At 64.1% G+C, this 20,518-nt stretch carries 15 protein-coding genes; 12 read left to right on the top strand and 3 right to left on the bottom strand.

Annotated features, from left to right (window positions below; translation table 11 throughout):
* The first annotated feature begins 24 nt into the window (after positions 1 to 24).
* The 3 genes from K1X15_RS11705 to K1X15_RS11695 all read left to right on the top strand — a co-directional run bounded on the left by K1X15_RS11705 (position 25) and on the right by K1X15_RS11695 (position 3,336).
* Positions 25 to 1,107: a glycoside hydrolase family 3 N-terminal domain-containing protein gene (locus K1X15_RS11705; RefSeq protein WP_220303780.1), complete on the top strand. Its 1,083-nt coding sequence runs from the start codon at positions 25 to 27 to the stop codon at positions 1,105 to 1,107.
* A 91-nt stretch (positions 1,108 to 1,198) separates the two neighbouring features.
* Complete coding sequence (locus K1X15_RS11700) at positions 1,199 to 1,999, top strand: UDP-2,3-diacylglucosamine diphosphatase (protein ID WP_220303779.1); 801 nt, start codon at positions 1,199 to 1,201, stop codon at positions 1,997 to 1,999.
* A gap of 137 nt (positions 2,000 to 2,136) precedes the next feature.
* Positions 2,137 to 3,336: an MFS transporter gene (locus K1X15_RS11695; RefSeq protein ID WP_220303778.1), complete on the top strand. Its 1,200-nt coding sequence runs from the start codon at positions 2,137 to 2,139 to the stop codon at positions 3,334 to 3,336.
* A gap of 816 nt (positions 3,337 to 4,152) precedes the next feature.
* Here the strand turns inward: K1X15_RS11695 and K1X15_RS11690 are convergent.
* On the bottom strand, positions 4,153 to 9,456 hold the full coding sequence (locus K1X15_RS11690; RefSeq protein ID WP_220303777.1) for an apolipoprotein A1/A4/E domain-containing protein: 5,304 nt from the start codon (positions 9,454 to 9,456) through the stop codon (positions 4,153 to 4,155).
* Positions 9,457 to 9,812: 356 nt separating this feature from the next.
* On the opposite strand from K1X15_RS11690, the gene K1X15_RS11685 reads away from it, so the two are divergent.
* The 4 genes from K1X15_RS11685 (at position 9,813) to K1X15_RS11670 (ending at position 13,764) form a co-directional block, all read left to right on the top strand.
* The gene (locus K1X15_RS11685) at positions 9,813 to 10,205 is read left to right on the top strand and encodes an Hpt domain-containing protein (protein ID WP_220303776.1); all 393 of its coding nucleotides are present in this window, start codon (positions 9,813 to 9,815) and stop codon (positions 10,203 to 10,205) included.
* A gap of 150 nt (positions 10,206 to 10,355) precedes the next feature.
* Positions 10,356 to 10,856 carry a DUF2569 domain-containing protein gene (locus tag K1X15_RS11680; RefSeq protein ID WP_220303775.1) on the top strand — a complete coding sequence of 167 codons (501 nt, stop codon included), beginning with the start codon at positions 10,356 to 10,358 and terminating at the stop codon, positions 10,854 to 10,856.
* A gap of 137 nt (positions 10,857 to 10,993) precedes the next feature.
* The gene (locus tag K1X15_RS11675; RefSeq protein ID WP_220303774.1) at positions 10,994 to 12,595 is read left to right on the top strand and encodes a peptide chain release factor 3; all 1,602 of its coding nucleotides are present in this window, start codon (positions 10,994 to 10,996) and stop codon (positions 12,593 to 12,595) included.
* Positions 12,592 to 13,764 (top strand): class I SAM-dependent methyltransferase, encoded by a 1,173-nt coding sequence (locus K1X15_RS11670; protein ID WP_220303773.1) that lies wholly within the window; start codon positions 12,592 to 12,594, stop codon positions 13,762 to 13,764. Before K1X15_RS11675 ends, K1X15_RS11670 begins: the two co-directional genes overlap by 4 nt.
* A gap of 2 nt (positions 13,765 to 13,766) precedes the next feature.
* Here the strand turns inward: K1X15_RS11670 and K1X15_RS11665 are convergent, their stop codons facing one another.
* Entirely contained in the window at positions 13,767 to 14,642 is an 876-nt protein-coding gene (locus K1X15_RS11665; protein WP_220303772.1) for a YHYH protein, read from the bottom strand.
* A gap of 157 nt (positions 14,643 to 14,799) precedes the next feature.
* Between K1X15_RS11665 and K1X15_RS11660 the strand changes: the two genes are divergently transcribed.
* Positions 14,800 to 15,120: a 2Fe-2S iron-sulfur cluster-binding protein gene (locus K1X15_RS11660; protein WP_220303771.1), complete on the top strand. Its 321-nt coding sequence runs from the start codon at positions 14,800 to 14,802 to the stop codon at positions 15,118 to 15,120.
* Here K1X15_RS11660 and K1X15_RS11655 read toward each other — a convergent pair whose 3' ends face one another.
* Positions 15,121 to 15,573 (bottom strand): hypothetical protein, encoded by a 453-nt coding sequence (locus K1X15_RS11655; RefSeq protein ID WP_220303770.1) that lies wholly within the window; start codon positions 15,571 to 15,573, stop codon positions 15,121 to 15,123. It lies immediately after the preceding gene.
* A 228-nt stretch (positions 15,574 to 15,801) separates the two neighbouring features.
* Here K1X15_RS11655 and cysG point away from each other — a divergent pair, with 228 nt between their 5' ends.
* The 4 genes from cysG to K1X15_RS11635 are packed head-to-tail and all read left to right on the top strand — an operon-like array spanning position 15,802 to position 20,407.
* On the top strand, positions 15,802 to 17,175 hold the full coding sequence (gene cysG, locus K1X15_RS11650; protein WP_220303769.1) for a siroheme synthase CysG: 1,374 nt from the start codon (positions 15,802 to 15,804) through the stop codon (positions 17,173 to 17,175).
* A 2-nt stretch (positions 17,176 to 17,177) separates the two neighbouring features.
* Entirely contained in the window at positions 17,178 to 17,501 is a 324-nt protein-coding gene (locus tag K1X15_RS11645) for a DUF2849 domain-containing protein (protein ID WP_220303768.1), read from the top strand.
* Positions 17,488 to 19,146: a nitrite/sulfite reductase gene (locus tag K1X15_RS11640; RefSeq protein WP_220303767.1), complete on the top strand. Its 1,659-nt coding sequence runs from the start codon at positions 17,488 to 17,490 to the stop codon at positions 19,144 to 19,146. Before K1X15_RS11645 ends, K1X15_RS11640 begins: the two co-directional genes overlap by 14 nt.
* Positions 19,133 to 20,407, top strand: a complete 1,275-nt coding sequence (locus tag K1X15_RS11635; protein ID WP_220303766.1) for a phosphoadenylyl-sulfate reductase — start codon at positions 19,133 to 19,135, stop codon at positions 20,405 to 20,407. The genes K1X15_RS11640 and K1X15_RS11635 overlap by 14 nt, the downstream gene beginning before the upstream one ends.
* Positions 20,408 to 20,518 lie beyond the last annotated feature (111 nt).

Below are 20,518 nucleotides of genomic sequence, written 5' to 3'. Positions count from 1 at the left end.
CGATTCACAGTCCGGTGGCCCAGCGTGCTGCGTTCTTTCCTCGCTCTTTCCGTCCTTCTGGCCCTGGTGCCGCAAGTGTCCGCGGCCACGCTCGAGCAAATGGCCGGGCAGATGATCATTGTCGGCTTCGAGGGTGACGGCGTGGATGATGCCGGCGTCGAGGCGGTGGCCGGCGAACTTGCCGCCGGGCGCCTGGGCGGGGTGATGTATCTCAAGAAGAACGTGGCGAGCCTTGCCGCGGTGCGCGAGATGAATGCAATGTTTCGCGCCGCGGCACCGGAGTTGCCGCCCTTCATCACCCTCGATCAGGAGGGTGGCGCAGTCGAACGCCTGACCAAGGATGTCGGCTTTGCCGAAATCCCCAATGCCGCAACTGTTGCGGCCCGCAACACACCCGATGAGGCCGAAGCGCTTTATGCCCGCATGGCGGCGGCCATCGCGGACCAAGGCTTCTCGGTCAATTTTGGCCCGGTGGCCGATCTCGACATCAATCCGGACAACCAGATCATCGCGCGCTTCGGGCGCTCGTTCTCGGCCGATCCCGAAACGGTCATCGCCTATGACAAGGCCTTCATTGCGGCCCATCGGCACGCGGGCCTGGTGACCGCACTCAAGCACTTTCCAGGTCATGGCTCGTCGACCGCCGACAGCCATGAGGGCTTTGTCGACATCACCAGGACCTGGTCGGCGCTGGAGCTCGAACCCTACCGGGCGCTTGTCGCCCAGGATATGGCCGACATGGTCATGGTCGGGCACCTCTATCATGCCGACTATGCCGATGGAGACGGCCAGACGCCGTCTTCGCTCTCCCCGCGCTGGATCGATGGCGTCCTGCGCGGCGAACTGGGGTTTGACGGCGTGGTCATCAGCGACGATCTCGAAATGGGTGCCATCCGCGACCACTTTTCCCTCCAGCAGACAGTAACCGAGGCGGTGCGGGCGGGGATGGATATCCTGTTGTTCTCGAACACCGCCAAATACCGCCCCGGATTGTCGAAAGAGGTGCTCGACATCCTGCTCGCCGAGGGCCAGGCCGACCCGGCCTTCGCGGCCCGGATCGAACAGAGCTACGAGCGCATAGTGACGCTCAAGGCCCGGCTGCAGTGACATCTCTTTCCCCGGCTTTCTCCCTGCCCGTGTTTGCACCGTCATCGTTGGGCGATAAGATGGGCGGCAGTGACCAGGAGGCCCCAGGCTGATGTCGGAAGACCGCGAGATCCGCCGCGTCAGGGCGATGTTTCTGTCCGATGTGCATCTGGGAATGAAACCCATCCGCTGCGCGCAGCTCATCGAATTCCTGCGCGCCCATGATGCGGAGACCATCTACCTGGTTGGCGACATTCTCGATGGGTGGCGCCTGGCCAAGCAATGGCACTGGCCCGAGCAATACAATGCGCTGATCCAGATCCTGCTCGAGAAGGCGATGGCGGGGACGCGCATCATTTACCTGCCGGGCAATCACGACGAGTTCCTGCGCGAGTATCTGGGCACCTATTTCGGCGAAATCGAGCTGGTGGACCGCACCATCCACACCTCGGCGACCGGCAAGACCTATCTCGTCATCCATGGCGACCAGTTCGACGTGGTGGTGATGAACGCCAAGTGGCTCGCCCATGTGGGGGACTGGGCCTATAACGCCGCCCTGCGCGTCAACATCGCCATCAACTGGGTGCGCCGGCGCCTGGGTCTGCAATATTGGTCGCTCAGCGCCTGGGCCAAGCAGAAGGTGAAGAATGCGGTCTCGGTGATCGGCCGCTTCGAGGAGGCCCTGGTCCACGAGGCCAAGGAAATCGGCGTCGATGGCGTCATCTGCGGTCACATCCATTTCGCCGATATCCATGACCGGCTGGGCATCCAGTACATCAACACCGGTGACTGGGTGGAAAGCTGCACCGCTATCGTCGAGAATCACGAGGGCACCTTCGAGCTGATCAAGTGGACCGAGATGGTGACCGGCGAGCCGCGTCGGGCCAGGAGCCGCCGGGCGAGCGGACAATAATTTTCCTCGCCGGGGCGCCAGGCGCGCCGTTGAGGGCAAAAGCCATCCACAAACGCGGTCGCCCCCTTGCATTGCAACGATTTACAGGGCACGAAGCGACACGCGGCGCAGTTTCCCGGCGCCGGGAGTCTTTTTCCATGCCACCGGCCTTTACGCGCTTGGACACACCCGAGCTGCGCGCTTCCATTTATCAGTTTACGGTCTATCTTCCCGGCGGCGTTGCCTCGGTGTTCCTGGGCATCTGGCTGAGCGAGCATGGCATTCCCGCCGACCAGATTGGCGTCATCAATGCGCTGCCCACGCTGCTGCTGCTGCTGCTCAACATGATCGTGGGTCGCGTTGCCGACCGGGCGGATGACTGGCGTACGGCCCTCATTGTCATCTCCATTGCCTCGGCACTGGCGCCGCTGCCGCTCTATTTCGTCTCCGAATTCTGGGGCATCCTGCTGGTCTGGGCGCTGTGCGCCACGAGCAATGGGCTGGTGGCCCCGGTGATCGACGCGGCCACGGTGCGCATGACGCGCCGCAATGGCACCGATTTCGGCGTCATCCGCGCCTGGGCCACGGTGGGCTATGTGGTGGGTGCCGGCGGGCTGGGGCTGTTTCTCAACACGCTGGGCTCCGCGGCATTCGTGACGCTCTATGTGATCATGGTGGTGGCCCGGGCGGGCCTGGCTTATTTGCTGCCGCGGTTTCGCGCACCGGCGCCACAGGTGACGCTGGCCGATGCGGCGCCCGAGGCGGTGGCGCCGCCGAGCCGGCTGCGCGATTCCCTGCAGCCCTGGTTCGTCCTGCCGCTGCTGGCCTTTGCGCTGGTCAATTCGTCCAATGCCATCATCGGCAGTTTCGGGGCGCTGCTCTGGCATGAAAACGGCATTCCGAGCTATTTCCTCGGGCCGCTGCTGGGCTTTGCCGCGGTGGGCGAGGCGGTGCTGATGTTCGCCTGGCGACGCTTCGGCGGAAGGGTGACGGCCCGAAGCATGATCCTCGCCGGAGCCATTGCCGGTCTGGTCCGGTTCACGGTCATGGCCTTCAATCCGCCGGTGGAAGTGCTGTTCATGACGCAATTGCTGCATGCCTTCAGCTTCGGCATGGGCTATTTCGGGGTGGTGCACTTCATCGCCAACTGGACCAATGAGGCCAATGCTGCCGAGGCCCAGGGCTTTGCCAACATGCTCAACATGGCCATGGCGATGACGGCGCTGATCGTGTTCGGCGTGCTGGTGGAGCATTTCGCCGCCTATGCCTTCTTCTATTCAACGGTGACCTCGCTGCTGGCCATCGGCTGCGTGCTGCTGTCGCTCAAGATGCGGCCGCCGAAATCGCTGGTGGGGTAGGGGTATTGCCCGTGGCCGGGATTGGCCGGGCCGTGACACAGCGCCGGACGGCATCACTGCCTCCGGTTTGAATGGACGTGTCCCGAGGCGCGTGCGTCTCAGTAAAATAGTAAAATAGAGACGTCGCCGCCTCGGGACGCCGGTTTTTCGTAGAGGTCTCGGTCCCCATTGAACGCTCGTCGCAGGGTGACCGCTTCCTGGACGCGCAACTGGAGCGACCCAGCTACGCCCGGCTCCCCCCGCAAAAGTTCGCTGCAGTCCGTCCGCGCGGGAGTGATGGGGGGATTATGAGTGAGGTTCTGGACCCGGGGATAAAATGTTTCGCGCCTCGCGCTCAACCGATCCCGGTCCGTCCTCGGGCCTGACCCGAGGACCTCTGTCAACGCGCGCGCCGGCCTGGCGTCGACCGGCCCTCGGGTCAGGCCCGAGGGCGGCGCGGTGGGTGGGGCAGGATCGGTGCAAATGGCGAGGATGGCAGGTTCGGACCTCAAATCTGTCGTTCGAGCCCATACGATGAGACGATCAAAACCTGCCGACTTGCCACCCACCGCGCGTCACCCTCGGGCTTGACCCGAGGGCTCTTCACCTGGCGATGTCATCCCAGAGATCGCGCCCATTCAGACTTGTGTCGCTTCATAGCGCCCCTGCCAAACCCCCAAAGTACAGGGCGCTCGGCTCAAGGCCGAGGGTGACGGCCGGTGGGGTGGAAGCAAAGAGACAAAACCGGAAGACCGATTTCGACCCCATTTCTGCCCCTGAAAAACAAAGAGGCCCCGGATTGCTCCGGGGCCTTTTTTGCGTTCATTGCCGGACCGCTCAGTTCAGGCGGCCGCTTGCATGGGCGAGGGTTGTGTAGACCTTGCCCTTGTCCGAGAGCAGGTATTCGCGGGTTTCGGCGGCCGGGTTGGGGCCGGCGGCGGCGCGCTTCAGGAGCTGCTCGAACTCGCTCATATAGGCCTGGGCGGTGCGGGCGAATTCGGGGTCGCGCTGGATGCGCTTGCGCACTTCGTCATAGGTGCCCTGGCCGGTGAGCGTGTAGATGCGGCGGGTGAAAACGTTGCTTTCGCCAGCCTGATAGCGGGCCCAGGCTTCGCCAAGCGCCGCATCGTCGATGGAGCGGGCGATTTCCTCGCTGAGGCCGGACAGGGCCTGGGGCGACTGGCCGCCGGCCTGCTTGGCCGAGGCGTTGCGCAGCACATCGCGCAGCCATCCGCCGCCTTCGGCTTCGGCAGGCTGGCGCGGGGCGGCAGCAGGTGCGGCGGCCGGGGCTGGTGCGGGGGCAGGGGCCGGCTGCTCGATCACGGCCGCCGGGCGGATGGGATCGACCAGGGTCTGGCGGGGCGCTTCGGGGCGCCAGGCTTCGCGCGGCTCGGGCTGGCGGGCCGGCTCGGATTGGCGCGGCGGCTGGTAGGCCGGCGGCTCGGGCTGGCGCGGGGCACGCTGGGGCGCACGGCGATCGGTGAGGTCGTGGCTGGCCGGCTGCGAGCGGACGATGGCATTGAGCTCGGACAGGGCCTCGATCTGCTCGGCCACGACGCGGCGCATGGCGGCGGCGCTGGCACGGGTTTCCTCGGGCAGTTCGTTGACGCCGCGCGCCAGTTCGGCGCGGGTCGATTCGAGCTCGCTGCCCACTTCGCGGGCCGTTTCGCGCATGGCGTGGGCGGTATCGGCAAAGCGCTGGGTGGCTTCCTCGATGGCGCGCTGCATTTCGGTGACCATGCGCTGCTGGGCTTCCTGCAGGGCCTGATTGGCGCGGCGGCCTTCGGCGTCGGCGGTTTCGTGGAACTCGCCCAGCTTGCCGGTGACTTCGCCGGTGGTCTCGTCCAGGGCACGGCGCAGCTGGCCGGTGTTCGAGGCGATGGCGTTGCGCACCGAGCTGGTGGAGTCCGCGATGGTGTCGGCCAGCGAACTGGTGGTCGAGGTGAGCACGTCGGTGACGCTGCCGGCGGTGGAGGTGAGAACCTCGCTGACCCGGCTGGCATTGTCCTCGAGGGCCGAATTGACCTGGCTGGACTGTTCCGAAAGCGCCATGCGCACCGAGGTCGAGGTCTGGTTGAGGGCGGCGGCTGCCGCCTCTGCCGCGCGCTGCACGGCGCTGTCCATCTGCGAGACATTGGCGCTGAGCGCGGTGGAGAAGCGCTCATTGGTGGCGTAAAGCGCGTCGTTGACGCTGTTGGCGTTCTGCTCGAGCGCCTCGGTCACGGTGGCCGTGGTCTGGGCCAGGGCATCGTTGACCGTATGGGTGGTGGCGTTGAGGGCTTCGTCCATGGCGCGGCGCGCACCGATCAGGCGGCGTTCGGTATCGTTGACCGTATCGGCAATCGACTGGGCGAACAGGCGCATGCGGCCATCGATATCGTCGGCACGGGCGGCGAAGCTCTGCGCCAGCGCATCCATGGCGCCACGGCGATCCTCGAGGTTTTCGAGGGCAGTGGAGCTGGAAGCGTCCAGGGTCTGGGCGGCCTGGGTGAGGCCGGCGGCCTCGGTGTCGAGGCGACCAAGAATGGAGGCAAACTGCTCGACCATGCCGGCAATGGTGGCCTGCAGGGCGCCCACATGCTGGGTGACCATGGTGCCGGCCTGCTCGGTCTGGCCCATGGCTTCGCGCATGGTGTTGGAATAGTTCGCCGTCTGCTGGGCGACGCTGGTCTCGAGGCTCGCGAGGTTTGCGGTCGATGCATCGAGCACCCGCTGTAGCAGCAGGTTGGAGTCGTTGAGCTTGTTGAGCGCGCTGGTGACGTCGGTGAGAATGCGCGAGGTCGAGACCGACATGATCTCTTCGGCTTCGCGGGCATTGTCCGACAGGGCGTCGCGCAGCAGGTTGCCGTGGCTGGCCAGGGCCGTCTGCAGCTGGTTCGACTTCTCGTTGACCAGATGGGCGAATTCGCTGGTGTGCTGTTCCACCGAACGGTTGATGTTTTCGAGGCGGCTCTCGATGGCGTCGGCGGCGCCGACGGCCTTCACGGAAACCAGCTGGTCGATATTGGTCGCGGCCAGACGAATCTGCTCGAGCGCACTGCGCACGGCGGTATCCATGCGGTTGGCGGTGTTTTCGACATCAGCGGAAATAGCGCTGGTGGCGGCGGTGATGCGGGTGGCGATGGTCTCCTCGATGCGGTCGGCACCGGCTTCGAGATCGGCCATGGACTGGGTGATCGAGGTGCTGATCGAGGCATTGAGGGCGGCAAGCCGCTCGGCAGTGATATCGGCGCGGGCGGTGATGGCCTCGGGCAGGGTGCCCAAGCGCTGATCGACCATATCGGCAATGGCCTTGCGGGCCGAGTTGACGCCGGTTTCAATGAGTTCAGCGGCCTGGCGGGCGCTTTCGCCCACACTGGTGCTGGCGCTCTCGATGCGGGCGGCGACACCGGCTTCGGCGTCGGAAATGCGGGCAATGGCCTGGTCGAGGCCGGCACCAAGGGTTTCGTTGACGTCGCTGACCTTGCCGGAAACGCGGGTCGACATATCGTCGAGACGCTCTTCCATGGTGGTGGCGACGCGCCGGAGCGAACCTTCGATGCTTTCCTGCGCGCGGGCGCTGTGGTGGTCGAGCGTTTCGGCCAGTTCGCTGGTGTGCAGGCCGATGGTCTGGCCCATGGAGGCGGTGTGCGTCTCCAGCGTGTCGGCAAGGGCCTGGGTGCGGGCCGCCAGGGCCTCGGACAATTGCTGGGTGCGGGTGTTGACCGCGCCGGCCAGTTCCTGGGTCCGTTCGTCGAGCGTACCGGACAGTTCCTGGGTGCGTTCGTCGAGCTGGCTAACGAGGGTGCCCGTGCGTTCGTCGAGCTTGCCAACCAGGGTGCCGGTGCGCTCGTCGATCTGGCTGGCGAAGTCGCCGGTGCGGGTCTCGAGTTCGAGCGAGAGGGCGTTGGTGCGCTCGGAGATGGTCTCGCTCAGGGTCTGGGTCGTCCGGTCCAGCGTCTGCTCGAAGCGCTGTGTCTGGCCCGACAGCGTGTCGGCCATGCGCTGCGTGCGGCCAGCAATCGCCTGGTCGAAGGTCTGGGTCCCGGTCGACAGCGTGTCGCCCAGTTCCTGAGAGCGCAGGCGGATGGCCTCGCTGAGCTGCGCGCCGCGGCTCGACAGGGTGTCGTCGAGTTCACTGGTGCGGGCAGCGAAGGCGTCGCTGACCTCGATGGCGCGGCTCGAAAGGGTCTGCTCCAGTTCACCCGTGCGGGCCAGAATGGCCTCGCTGACTTCCTGGGCGCGTGTCGAAAGCGTGCCATCCAGCTCGCTGGTGCGGGTGCTGATGGCGTCGCTGATCTCGATGGCGCGGCTCGAAAGAACCTCGTCGAGCTTGCCGGTGCGGCTGTCGAGCGCCTCGGTCAGGATTTCGGCGTGGCCGTCGAGGCTGTCGGAGATTTCCTGGGTGCGGTTGGTCAGCGTCTCGGTGATCGCCTTGGTCTTGGCGCCGATGACATCGCTCATCTCGCGGGTGCGTTCGGTGACGATGTCGTTGAAGCGGCCCGATTCCTCGTTGAGCGCCATTTCGAGCACATTGGCGCGGGCCGCGAAGCTCACCCCCTGCTGGTCCAGGCGCTGCACCAGCTCATCACCCTTGTTGCCGATGACATTGTCGAGTGCGTGCAGCTTGTCATCGAGCAGGCCGGTGATCTCGGTCAGGCGCTGGTCGAACAGGCTGAGCGAATCCTGTCCGGCCGTCGAGACGGTCAGGCGCGCACGCTCGGAGGTGTCGTCGAGGGCCCCATTGATCTCGATGATGGCCGACTGCAGGCGACTATCAAGGGCGTTGAGCTGGATGGAGACGGATTCGTCGAGCTGCCGGGTGAGGGTGGCGAGCAGCAGTTCGGCCTCGGTGGAGCGGCTGGAGATGTCGCCCGAGACGCGGGCGCCGATGGCTTCGAGCGCTTCACTGACCTCAAGGCCGCGATCGCGCAGTTGGTCGACCAGGCTGGTTCCGCCGGTGGTGAGCAGGTTGGCCAGCGCGGCGGTGCGGTCCTCGATAGCCGAGGAGAGCGAGAGCGTGTGGGTTTCAAGCGAGCCGGTGATGGTGGCGGCGCGGCTGTCGAGCGCCTCGGTCAGCGCCGACATGCGGCTATCGATGGCCGAGGTGATTTCGAGGGTGCGGCTTTCGAAGTTCTTTGCCGTGCTGGCGGCGTGGTCCTCGAAGCCGAGCGAGAGGCGGCTGGCGCTGTCATCGAGGGCGGAGAGGAAGTCCGAGGTGCGGTTATCCACCAGGTTCACGAAGCCATCGGCACGTTCGGAGAAGCCGGTGGTCAGCGTGTTGCCGGCGGTTTCGAGCGCGCGGGTCAGGTTGCCGCCGCTCTCGACGATGGTGCCAGCAATGCGCTGGCTGATCATGTCGAGGTCGAAGACCAGGCCGGTATGGCTTTCCGTGATCGCTTCGCGCACGCGCTCGGTATTGGTGAGCACGCTTTCGCGCTGGCTGGCCAGTTCGGCGATCAGCGCGCGCATGCGCGATTCATTGTCCGAATAGGTGCGTTCGAGCGCGGTGACCTCGTTGTGGATCATCACTTCGAGCTCGCCGGCGCGGCTGAGTGCGCGTTCGAGGCCATCGCCCAGAGCGTTGACCTCGCGGCGCACCGCCTGGCCCACCGAGGCGACCTTGTCGGCGGCGGTGACTTCGGGCTCTGCCAGGCGAATGGCGGCCTGGGTGATGGAGGAGGCGGCGTTCCTGAGGTCGGCGGCGCGGCGGAAGAGGGTCGCGACGGCAAAGAAGCCCAGCACCGGCACGAGCATGATGGCCAGGGTCGCCACGAATTCGATCGAGCCCATGAAAGCGCCGAAATCGGCCATTTGCGGGCCGAAGCGCAGCCAGGCGACGGTGCCCACCGCCGCGATCCAGACGAGGGAGAGCAGGAGGGCCAGCCAGGTGGGTGCGGCCGAGGAGCGGCCCTGCAGGCTATAAAGAAGCTTGGAGGTCGAGACGCGGTCGTCATTGGCCACGGCGCTGGCCTGCTGGGCGATACGGTCAGCGGCGCGGAGGCGCTCGGAGCGGGCCGGATCGGGCTTCTTGTCCTGCTTCTTTTCCTGGGCGGGCTGGGCCGGCGGGTCCAGATTGAACACGGAATCCTTGAGGGCATCCTCGACAGCCGAGAAGGCCAGGGCGGCCGGATCGTTCTGGGGGGTCGGGTTTTTCGCCATACTCTTTACAACTCTCGCGTCGGCACTGCAGCAACTCGGCGGACATTACGAGCAGTCATGGCGCATGGGCCCTTTCCGGGCCGGTCGCCAAACCAGGACAATTCGATGCAAATGCTCTGCATTGTCCCCCCAACCCTCGCCGCCGCGCGCTGGTTCAAAGCTCATTCATACATTCAATTTTATGCAAACCGAACGGTTTCTTACCCAAAGGTTAATTTTTGGGTGGGAAACGTTAACGAATGGACGGGCAAACAAAGGCAAAGATGTGGCTTAATCCCCTGTTCACGCCCTCCGCTTTAGGCTTGTGCACAGGGACCGGCGTTTTCCGGTTCCTGGTCGAGCCAGGAGCAGCCAGAATGGCGCAGAGAGCAGTTGTCGAAGCCGCGCTTCCCGAAATCCAGAAGCGGCCCATGCGGCCGGTGGACCTGGTGCATCTGGCCAAGCAGTGCCTGGGCGACGAGAATCTCGAGCTCGAAATCCTGCGCCTGTTCGACACGACGCTTTCCACCTATTTCGGCCGGCTGAAGCTGGCGACGGCGTTCGACGACCTGGCCATCAACCTCCATTCCATCAAGGGCGCGTCGGCGGGCGTGGGCGCCTGGGGTGTCTCCGATCTCGCTGCGGCGCTGGAAAAGGACCTGCAGGCCGGCCGTCCGCTCAAGGCTGAAAAGATCGACGACCTCGGCATGGCCGTCGAGGAAGTCCGCGACTTCATTGCGCGGATGCTGGCCAATAGCGAAGAGGCCTGAGGCGAGGGCTGATCGCGCCCAAACGACGCAGCCGTCCTAATGTCCCGGCATCTTGCGTGCGGATTGGCATAGCTATCACCGTCGTGTATCTCTCGCACGCGGCCCAAGCAGTTGCCTTCAAAACAAAAATGGTCGCGCATCGGGGGACAAATGCCGACCTTGGAACAACTGCGCGCTCGCGATTATCAGGCCGCGATGGCCAAGGGGCCGACCGGGCTCGGAGGGTGGCTCATCCTGCCCTTGATTGGCATGCTTGCATCGCCAGTCGCCAACGCGATTGTCGTTCTGAACTCTCTCGATGTTCTCGGACCGGGATACGTCCTGACCACTCAGCAGGCATTCGCAGTGCGATTTGAATTGGCACAGGCTGTCGTGATCGGGGTCGCACCAATCGGCTTGCTGGTGCTGTTTTTCAAACGGAAGAAGGTATTCCCCGGCGCGTTCATTGCCTGGCAGGTTGTGAACTTGATCTGGATGCTGATGGCGTTCGCACTGACCCAAAACGCGTTCCGCGACTACTACGAAGCATCTGGGGTCAGCTTCTGGGGCGATGGCAACGGACGAACATTGGTGGGCGCTTTGCTGGGCATCGCCATCTGGACCGGATACATGCTCAACTCGGTCAGGGTCAGGAATACGTTTGTGCGCTGAAGACCTGTCCAGCGGTGCCACGACCAGCGTTTCGCTGGTGCGCGGTTTGACCGCATGCTTGTGTTTCGCCTATAGAGCGCCCAAATGACATCGGGCCGCGTGGCATGTCGCACCGGCCGAACTACTCAGCAGAATCCATGTCCCTGTCCAATGTTGCCGAGGTTTCACCCCGGCCCACCGCCGAACCCTATCGCCTGCGCCGCACGTTTGCGATCATTTCGCACCCGGATGCGGGCAAGACCACGCTGACCGAGCGCCTGCTCGCCGCCGCTGGCGCCATCCAGCAGGCCGGCGCGGTGCGCGGCAAGGCCGGCGCGCGCTCGACCCGGTCGGACTGGATGGAGATGGAACAGCAGCGCGGCATTTCCATCACCTCGTCGGTGATGACCTTCGACTATGACGGGCTGACGCTGAACCTGCTCGACACGCCGGGGCACTCGGACTTTTCCGAGGACACCTATCGTACGCTGACCGCCGTGGACGCGGCCATCATGGTGATCGACGCCGCCAAGGGCATCGAGAGCCAGACGCTGAAGCTGTTCGAAGTGTGCCGCCTGCGCGACATTCCGATCATCACCTTCATCAACAAGGTGGACCGCGAGGGCCAGAGCCCGCTCGACCTGATCGATGAAATCCAGAGCAAGCTGGCGCTCGACCTGACGCCGGTGCTCTGGCCGATCGGGCAGGGCGTCGATTTCGGCGGCTATATCGACCTGGTGGAAAAGCGGGTGCTCAATCCGCAGGGCAAGACCATTGCCGAGTTCGAGGCGCTGGAAGACCTGCTCGAGGTGGACGAGCTGGTGGATAATCCGGTCTTCATGACGGCGCTCGAAACGCTCGAAATGGCGCAGGCCATGCTGCCGGGCTTCGATTTGAAGACCTTCCACGAGGGACATCTGAGCCCCGTGCTGTTCGGCTCGGCGCTCAAGGGCGTCTCGGTGGCTGAACTGCTGCGCACGCTGGGTGACTGGGGTCCGGAGCCGCGGCCGCAGCCAGCGCTGCCCGCGCCCATCCCGCCATCGGACAAGAAGGTCACCGGCTTCGTGTTCAAGGTGCAGGCCAATATGGATGCCAATCACCGCGACCGCATCGCCTTTGTGCGGCTGTGCTCGGGCAAGTTCGAGCGTGGCATGCGTTTGAAGAACGTGCGCTCGGGCAAGGACATGGCCGTCTCCAACCCGATGTTCTTCTTCGGCAATAATCGCGAGCTGGCCGAGGAGGCCGTGGCTGGCGACATTGTCGGCATTCCCAATCACGGCACGCTGTCGGTGGGCGACACGCTGACGGAAGGCGCCAATATCAACGTCACGGGCATCCCGAACTTTGCGCCGGAAATCATCCGCCGGGTGCGGCTGACTGATGCGATGAAGACCAAGCAGATGGCCAAGGCGCTATCCGATCTGGCCGAAGAGGGCGTGACGCAGGTGTTCCGGCGCATGGTGGGCGCCGACTGGATCGTTGGCGTGGTGGGTCAGTTGCAGCTCGAAGTGCTGTCGGCCCGTGTCGCCAAGGAATATGGCGTGCCGATCACCTTCGAAAGCATGGGCTTTGAAGTGGCGCGCTGGGTCGAGAGCGATGATCCAGACGAATTGAAGCGCTTCATTGCCGCCCAGAAGGTCAACATGGCCGAGGACCGCGCCGAGGCGCCGGTTTTCCTGGCGCAGAATGCGTGGTGGGCGGACCGGGCCAAGCAGGACTGGCCGAAAATCCGGTTCCTGACCACCAAGGAACGGCATTGAGCGCACCCGATCGCATCGCCGAATTCGTGACGGCGTTCGGCAATGCCTTTGCCGATGGCTCCATGGTGCGGCTGAAGCTGGGCGGCTATCATGGCCCCGAGGCGGACCTGAAATCGGTCGAAGGGCGCAAGGTCGCGATCAAGGCTGGCGAGCGCCTCAGCCTCGTCTTCCGCTACAAGACACGGGACATCACCAAGAACCTGACGCCGGAGGAAGCCGCCGCTTTTCTTTCGGAAGGGCTGACCGAGCATTATCGCAGCGCGCGGCTGGAAACGACGGGCTTCGACCTGCAGTTCGAGCGACAGGGCGACAAGCAGCGGTTGAAACGCAGCGACGTTGCAGGCCGGGAGGCGGTCGAAGCCAGCCATGACAGGGCCAAGAACCGCGCGCTGACCGATACATCCTCGATCTGGCTGCAGGCGCTCGGTATCACCGGCAAGGATGGGCAGGTCCGCAATGACGCGCAGGACAAGTTCCGCCAGATCAACAAGATGGTCGAGATCTTTGCCCCGCTGATTCAGCAACTTAAGGCAGAGAATCCGCGCATCGTCGATATGGGCGCGGGCAAGGGGTATCTCGATTTCGCGCTCTATGACTATCTCGCCAACCGGGCGGGCCAAGATGCTGAAATCATTGGCGTCGAACTGCGTCCGGCGTTGGTTGAAGCTGGCAATGCCCTGGCGGCGAAGAGTGGTTTTGGCGGTTTGCGGTTCGAAGCCGGTTCAATCCTCGACTATGACGCTTCCGGCGCCGATGCGGTGATCGCGCTGCATGCCTGCGACACGGCAACCGACGACGCCATCTATCAGGGCATCAAGGCGGGAGCCGGGCTGATTGCCGTAGCCCCCTGTTGCCACAAGCAGATCAGGCGACAGATCGAGGCGGGCACGGCCGATGATCGTCTCGATTTCCTGTTGCGCCATGGCACGTTCATGGAAAAGCAGGCCGAAATGGTCACCGATGGGCTGCGGGCGCTGTTGCTCGAAGCCAGCGGCTATCGCACCAAGGTGTTCGAGTTCGTCTCGGACGCGCATACGCCCAAGAACAACCTGATCGTCGCGCAGAAGGGCAATGCCGGTTCACGCCAGGCAGCGCTCGACCGCATTGCGGCGGTCAAGGCCATGTTCGGGATCAAGCAGCACTATCTGGAAGGGCTGCTCGGCCTGTAGGCTTATTGGGTTACGCGGCCGGCAAAGCAGCCGAGCGTATAGGGATAGTCCTCGGTGAAATGGTAGTGGTACATTTCCACCACCTTGCCGTCCCATTCGATAGGGCCCGTATGGCCGTGGCATGCGTCGAGGTCGTCGGTGGAGAGCTCGTCGCCGGTGCTCTCATACTTGCCATAGAGACCGAAGCCATCGAGTGCATGGCCGATGAGGTCGCTGTGCCCATCCGGGCCTGAGCGCGCATCTACGAAACAGTCCGAGTAGTTGTGGTAGTGATATTCGCCCTGCCGCTCGGGGTGGCCATTGCAACCATCCTGAATCTCATGGGCCGGCGCGTCATCGCCCTTAGCGTCCAGCGCGTTGTAGATGGCCGCGCCGGAGAGTGCAAAACCGATCATGCCCATTGGGACGCAGCTTGGCGTGTTGGCCAGGCTCGGCGTGACATCCAGGCGCAGAAGAACACTCTGTGCAGTGATGCTGTTGGGATTGCGGTCATATCGATAGGCGTCGTCAGAGCGGCTGACGGGAAATGTCCCGGTGGCATGATCGGGCAAGCCGTTGCCGCGGACAATGCGCTGGGTTCCTTCTACCGACAGTGTGATCTCGCTGGGCCATTTCACCGACCCGTCCACGATTGGCTTGAGGTCGGGGTCCCAGGTGCCCGAGGCTTCGTCGAGCCAGGCACCGCTGGCCTGGGCGCCGACGCCGTTGGCGGGGAAACGGGTCTGGCAGGAATAGACATAGCCTTGTCTGGGTGAGGTTGAAATCCTGCCATCGCCAAGGGGCAGGTCGTGGGCGCTGCCATTGGCTGTCCCAAGAGCGAAGACGAGCGTCGCGATGGCCGGTCGAACGCGCTGTATGGTCCGTGTGGATGTGAACATTGTGCTTCTCCTCACCGTTTTGCCATCCACAGTGCAGGTCGATTGCGCCGCCCGCGACTTAATTTGCAGACATCTGCGTGACAAATCGGAAAGGCGGGCCTCCCTTGCGAGGCCGGGCGGCTGCCGCTATATCCGGGACGGTGCAGCAAGGACGACCATGACCAAGATCACCTATATCACCAATGACGGCGAACGCATTGAAACCGAAGCGGAAAATGGTTCGACCGTGATGGAGACCGCGATCATGAACGCGGTGCCGGGGATCGTTGCCGAATGCGGCGGGGCCTGCACCTGCGCGACCTGCCACGTCTATGTGGACGAGGACTGGCGCGAGGTGGTCGGCGGCCCTTCGACGATGGAAGAGGACATGCTCGATTTCGCCTTCGACGTGCGCGAGAACAGCCGGCTCTCCTGCCAGATCAAGGTGCGCGACGCGCTGGACGGGCTGGTGGTACGCGTGCCCAGCCGCCAGGGCTGATCAGAGACAGCGATTGTAGATATAGGGCAGGGCCCAGTCGGGCTCGCCCTCGCTGACGGCATCGTAGAGATAGAAGCTGTCGGGCGTGACCCAGATGGATACGTAGCTCGGACCGCCGGCGATGGGCTCCCAATTCGTGCTGTCGCCGGATGGGATCAATGAGATGGCCGCATCAGCTTCTGCCTGGTCCGGGCCCAGATAGAAGATGTGCGTCGGATTGGCCTGCTCGATATGGATCGGCGCGGCGCAGGTGACCAAGATGGCGTCGCCCTCGCTGGCCTCCCGCGTGGGAAGGGTCATGGACCAGGCGCCGACAAAGGGGGCGGCCTGACCTGGGGGCACTGCGCTACTGGCCGCAGGTCGCAGCATCGGCGCCATGGCGCTGGACGGGCCAATGGCCATGCCAAGGACGGCGAGAACCATTGCGAGGCTGCGCATGGGCAGAGGTGGCATGAGAGCGGTCCCCTCGGGATATGAAGCCGGCGGAGATTACGCCACTCCGGGCAAATAATTCTATCGGTGGCGCCGGCGAAGATTCATTTGGCGGCAGCGGGGCCGGGAGCGCCTTGGGATTTCCAAGCGCGGACCCCGAAGGGAAATATAAAAGCTATTGATTTTCAAGGCATTGTCGGGCCGGGCGGGTTTGGATTATTTTCCGGCATTCTCTCGAACAGGACGACTATGGGACTTCTCAACACATTTCCGTTGAGCTTCAAGGTCAGGGGCAAGCGCATCATCATCGTCGGCGGCACCGACGAAGCCCTGAACAAGGTCCGATTGGTCTCTAAGACGACTGCTTCGATAGAGATTTATTCCCCCCACATCGAAGCTGACTTTTCAGCCTTTCCGGCGACTGTGTTCGAGCGCGCCATTCGCGCTGATGATGTAGCCGGCGCGGCTCTTGTTTTCGTGGCCGAAGAGGGTGAAGACGCAGAGCTGGCCAAGTCGGAAGCGCGGCGCCTGGGCATCCCGCTCAATGTCGTCGACGTGCCGGGTGAATGCGATTTCTACACGCCCTCGATTGTCGAGCGCGCGCCGCTGACGGTGGCGATCTCCACCGAGGGCGATGCGCCGGTGCTGGCGCGGCTGGTGCGGGCGCAGATCGAGGCGCTGCTGTCGCCCGGGATTGGCAAAATCGCGAGTCTTGCGGGTGGTTTGCGCCACAAGGTTGAGAGCCTGATTCATGATGGTGCTGCCCGTCGCCGCTATTACGAAGACCTGGTGACCCGTCCGGGCATGGATGCTGCCAGTGCCGAAAAGCTGCTGGACGCCCATGTGGCCAATGGCGCGGGGCAGGGCGTGGTCTGGCTGATCGGGGCCGGCCCCGGCGCCGAAGACCTCCTGACCCTGCGTGCGCAGCGGCTGCTGCAGCAGGCCGATGTCATCGTGCATGACCAGCTCGTGCCCGCCGCCGTGGTCGAGATGGGCCGGCGCGATGCGGAGCAGATTTGCGTCGGCAAGACGCGCGGACACCACTCCTTCTCGCAGGCGCAGATCAATACGCTGATCGTGCGGCTGGCCGGTGAGGGCAAGAAGGTCGCGCGGCTCAAGTCCGGCGACCCGATGATCTTCGGGCGCGCGGGCGAGGAAATTGCGGCCCTGCGCAAGGCCGGGCTTGCCTATGAGATCGTGCCGGGCGTCAGCGCGGCATTGGCGGCGGCTGCCGATACGGCGACGCCGGTGACGCTGCGCAAGGTGTCGAGCGGCTTCGTGGTCGCCACGGCGCATGGCGCCGAAGACAGCGATCTGGCCCATTGGGCCGCTCTCTCGCAATCGGGCCTGACCCTGGCGCTCTATATGGGCAAGGCGATTTCGGCCGACGTGGCCGGCCGGCTGTTGGCGCATGGCGCGGCACCGGATCTGCCGGTCGGTATCGTGGTCAATGCCGGGCGGTCGGACAGCACAGCCTATGCCGGGACGCTGGGCGGGCTCGCCAATGGTGCTGTCGATTTCGTCGATGGCCCGGCCGTCATCCTGGTTGGCAAGGCGGTGGCCGAGGGCGACTGGGCCGAGGCGGCCGCAGCGGCGGCAACGAACAGTTTCAAGGTAGCGTGACCATGGAAATTCTGACGGGCAATGAGCTGATCTCGGGCGCCACCGTCTATCTCGACGGAGCGGGCAACTGGGTCGAGGACCTGCAGGCGGCGCGGCTGTTCTCCAAGGAGGACAAGGCCGAGCAGGACGGCGCGCTGGCGGCCACCAAGGCCTCGGGCCGGATCATCAGCCTCGAAATCGAAGAAGTTGAGCAGGTGGAGGGCCGCATCGTGCCGAAGCGCCTGCGCGAACGCATCAGGGCGGCGGGCCCCACCGCTCCCCTCTCTCTCAACGGGCAGGCGTTTGATCGCCAGCACTTAGGTGAAGACGGGCATGTATCGATATGACGAATTCGACGCCGCTTTCGTAGCGGGTCGTACGGCACAGTTTGCAGACCAGGTGAAGCGCCGCCTTTCGGGCGAGCTTTCCGAGGATCAGTTCCGGCCCTTGCGGCTGATGAACGGTCTCTACCTGCAGCTTCACGCCTATATGCTGCGCATCGCCGTGCCTTATGGCACGCTGAGCTCGCGGCAGATGCGCAAGCTGGGACATATCGCGCGGACCTATGACCGCGGCTATGGGCACTTCACCACGCGGCAGAACATCCAGTTCAACTGGCCCAAGCTCAAGGACATTCCGGTGATCCTGGAAGAGCTGGCGAGCGTGGAAATGCACGCCATCCAGACTTCGGGCAATTGTATTCGCAATGTGACGACGGACCAGTTTGCCGGTGCGGCTGCCGATGAGATCATCGATCCGCGTCCGCTGGCCGAGATCATCCGCCAGTGGTCGAGCCTGCATCCGGAGTTCTCGTATCTGCCGCGCAAGTTCAAGATCGCCATGACCGGGTCACCCAATGACCGGGCGGCGATCCGCTTCCACGATATCGGGTTGCAGGCGGCAGTGAACGGCGCCGGCGAGATCGGCTGGGAAGTCTGGGTTGGCGGCGGGCTGGGGCGCACGCCCATGGTCGCCAAGCTGATCAACAGCTTCGTGCCCAATGAGCACCTGCTCGCCTATCTCGAGAGCATCATGCGCGTTTACAACCGCTATGGCCGCCGGGACAACAAGTACAAGGCGCGCATCAAGATCCTCGTGCATGAAGAGGGTCTGGAGAGCATCAAGGGCCAGGTCGAGGCCGAGTTTGCCGAAGTGCGTGGTGGTGTCCTCACCCTGCCGCAGGAAGAGCTTGACCGGATCACTGCCTATTTTGCGCCGCCGGCCTTTGCCGACCGCGCGGGCGAGACCGTGGACGTGGCCTATCAGTCGATCATCGACCCGGCCTATGGCCGCTGGCTCGACAATAATCTGCATCCGCACAAGCAGCCGGGCTATGCCTCGGTGACGGTTTCCCTCAAGCCTGTCGGTGGTGCGCCGGGCGATGCGACGGACACGCAAATCGACGTGGTCGCGGACCTGGCCGAGAAATACTCCTATGACGAGCTGCGCGTCACCCATGAGCAGAACCTGGTGCTGCCCCATGTGGCGGTATCCGATCTCCGCGCGGTCTATGACGTGCTGGTGGCCAACGGTCTGGCTGAGGGCAATAACAACCTGATCACCGACATGATCTGCTGCCCGGGCCTGGACTTCTGTGCCCTGGCCAATGCCCGCTCGATCCCGATTGCGCAGGAAATCTCCAAGACCTTCGCGTCGCCCGAGCGGCAGAAGGATATCGGCGATCTCAAGATCAAGATTTCCGGCTGCATCAATGCCTGCGGGCATCACCATGTGGGCCATATCGGCATTCTCGGCGTCGAGAAGAAGGGCGGCGAGCTCTATCAGATCACGCTGGGCGGCGATGCCACGGAGGGCGCGTCGGTGGGCAAGATCATCGGCCCGGGCTTCGAAGCCGAGCAAGTGCCCGGGGCCATCGAGAAACTCGTCGACTTCTATATCGCCAACCGCACCAGTGCGGATGAACCTTTCCTCGACGCCTATCGCCGGCTGGGCGAAGCGCCGTTCAAGGAGGCCCTTTATGGCACAGTCTAACCTGGCACCGGCGCAGGCCGCGCATGACAAGCTCAAGGCGCTTGGAATCCTGGCGCTCAACGGCATGTTCGACGAAATGGACGCCGTGGGCGTGCTGCGCTACGCCATCAATGAAGTGTTGCCGGGGGATCTGGCCATTGTCTCGTCCTTCGGGGCAGACTCGGCCGTGCTGCTGCACATGGTGGCGCAAGTCGATCCGTCGCTGCCGGTCTATTTCCTCGAGACCGGCAAGCATTTCCCGGAAACGCTGGCCTATGTCGAAACCCTCAAGAAGACGCTGGGCCTGATCAATGTGCACGCGATCCATCCCAATTCGGAGGATGTGAAGCGGTTCGATCCCAATGGCGACCTGTGGGAAAGCGATCCGGATTCGTGCTGCCATATCCGCAAGACCGAGCCGCTCGAGCCCATCACCGAGCAATATGGCGGGTGGGTCACTGGCCGCAAGCGCTACCAGACGGCCGAGCGCGGGGTGCTGCCGCATTTCGAATTGACCAGCGATGATCGCATCAAGGTCAACCCGCTGGCGCATTTCACCGATGCCGACGTGATCGAATATCGGCAGGCGCACAGCTTGCCCGAGCATCCGCTCTATGCCAAAGGCTTCAAGTCCATTGGCTGCGCGCCCTGCACCTCGGCTGTCGCCGAGGGCGAGGATCCGCGCGCTGGACGGTGGCGCGGCCTGAACAAGAAGGAATGCGGCATCCACTATGACTTCAATGGAGCCATTGCCTCGCCGATGAGTGCCGCCGCCCGCCATACGCTGTGGAAAGACGGCGCCTTCATTGCCGATCCGTTCAAGAGCTGGACGGAAGGTACGGACCCGTCCGAGGCGCGCTACACCCATGTGCCGCTGCCCGAATTCATCGCGCATCGCGAGGCGTATCTCGCCAATCCGCATCCGCTGGGGCTGCTGGTGCTGCCCGGCGACCGGATCGAGGACGTGGCCGAAGATGTCAGCCGCTTCGCCTCGATCGCCGTAGCCTTCCCGGCCTTTTCCGACGGGCGCGGCTATTCGACCGCGCGTCTTCTGGTGGAGCGCCTGAACTATGCGGGCGAAATCCGGGCCGTTGGCGATGTGCTGCAGGACCAGATCCCGCATATGCGCCGCTGTGGCTTTAACGCGCTGGTGGTCACGCATGCACCCACCCGCGAAGCCCTGATCGACAATCGCCTGCCGGAAATGGCGCTGTTCTACCAGCCGGTAGGCCGCACTGAAGTGCCGCTGGGCACACGCCCCTTCCTTCGTCGCGTCTCCTGATATAACTGGAGCGTATTAGTCGTCTTTATGGCGAAAGCCGGGGCCGCTGGTGACAGCGGCGGTTCCCATGATCAAGAGCGGGGCCGTGCCCCGATGGGACCAATTCCGGGG

The sequence above is a fragment of the Devosia salina genome (assembly GCF_019504385.1).
Lineage (GTDB): Bacteria > Pseudomonadota > Alphaproteobacteria > Rhizobiales > Devosiaceae > Devosia > Devosia salina.
Note: the sequence above shows the minus strand (reverse complement) of the source record. Positions and strands in the feature narration are given on the sequence as shown.